Annotated in this window: 1 pseudogene; it reads right to left on the bottom strand. The window is 59.5% G+C overall.

The features are described 5' to 3' along the window. Positions 1 to 117 precede the first annotated feature (117 nt). Positions 118 to 1,402: pseudogene (locus tag ACTIEN_RS22235) on the bottom strand (IS256 family transposase). Positions 1,403 to 1,539: the final 137 nt, after the last annotated feature.

Raw genomic sequence — 1,539 nt, 5'->3', positions numbered from 1 at the left:
TGGAAACGCAAGACAAGCCTCGAAAACGCGGGGGCAGCGCGCCCACTTTACCTGAAAGGCTAAAGCATTTCGGTGAAACTCTGAAGAGTTATTGTCAAATCTGGTGTTTTGGGATTGTCATGCGGCGGCCCGATCTGGGTTTGATGGCTTGACGCCGTTGATGAAATCGACGCCTTCGATGACGTCAGCGAGGTGGGCGAAGCCGCGCAGCTTGCGCCAGCTTGTCTCTGCGCATTGTGCGAGCTTGAACATCATGTGCAGCATTCCGAGACGGGTCAGACAGCCTTTGGCGCGTTTGGTCCGGTGACGGATGGTCGCGAAGGTGCTTTCAATGGGATTGGTGGTGCGGATGCTCTGCCAGTGCTGCGCTGGAAAGTCGTAGAAAGATAGCAGTTCTTCCCGATCCTTGATCAGGCAGGTGGCGGCCTTCGGGTATTTCGGCTCATAGGTCTCGATGAACAGATCGAAGGCAGCCTCGGCGTCTTTCTTGGTCTCAGCCTGCCAGATGTCATGCAGCATTTTCTTGGCTTTGGGCTGAGACCGTTTGGGCAGGCAATTGAGCACATTCGCCTTCGGGCATTCCTTCGGACCGGTGGCAGTCATGCCCTCAGTTATGAACCCAGCATCGCTGCTGACGCGTTGTCGGGAAGATCTCCTCCAGTGCGGCCCAGAACCCCATGGCACCGTCCCCGATGGCCAGTTTCGGCGCCTTCAGACCCCGCGCCTTAAGCGCAAGCAGCACCTCGCGCCAGCTTTGCGTGGACTCGCGCACACCATCCTCGATGGCGAGGAAGTGCTTTTCTCCACGAGCATTCACGCCGATCACGACCAGCGCGCAGAGCCGGTCCTCGGCCGCGCGCAGCCCGCTATAGATGCCATCGACCCAAAGATACGCCCAGTCATCCCGGCTCAAGTCGGTCTTGCGCCAGTCGCTGTATTCAGCGGCCCATTTCGCCTTGAGCCGCGCCACGGTATTGGCCGAGAACCCCGTGGCATCCGGTCCGAGCAGAGCTTTCAGCGCCCCATCCATCTCGCCGGTGGAGATGCCCTTGAGATACAGCCAGGGCAGTGCGGCCTCCAGCGACTTCGCCTTGCGCACATAGGGCGGGACCAGCGCGGAATGGAAAGTGACAGGCTTGCCCGACTTCGAGCGCACCTTGGGCACCTTCACCGTGACAGGACCGATGCCGGTCTGAACGGCCCGTTCCGGGTGGTGGCCATTGCGGACCACCGCAGCATGCCCATCGGCTGTCTTCCGGTCCCGAAATCGTGCCATGAAGACCTCAAGCTCGGCCTCGACCGCCGATTGCAGCAATTCCCGCGCACCTTAGCGCAGAAGTTCCGTCAATGGCTCCGAGATCGCATCTCGACCGGCAAATTCAACAATGTTACTCTCGTTCATGGTAGTGCGTCCTTTTCGGTTGGCGGGTTGTGTCGCAACGACAATCCAACCAGATGCACCGCCAGCTTTCAAATCCCCAAAACACCAGATTCAGTCATAGCTCGTGCGCGGGCTGGCGCTGTGCTTTTGGGCCTTCA

The organism is Marivita sp. (assembly GCF_051859345.1).
In the GTDB taxonomy this organism is placed as follows: Bacteria; Pseudomonadota; Alphaproteobacteria; order Rhodobacterales; family Rhodobacteraceae; genus Marivita.
Note: the sequence above shows the minus strand (reverse complement) of the source record. Positions and strands in the feature narration are given on the sequence as shown.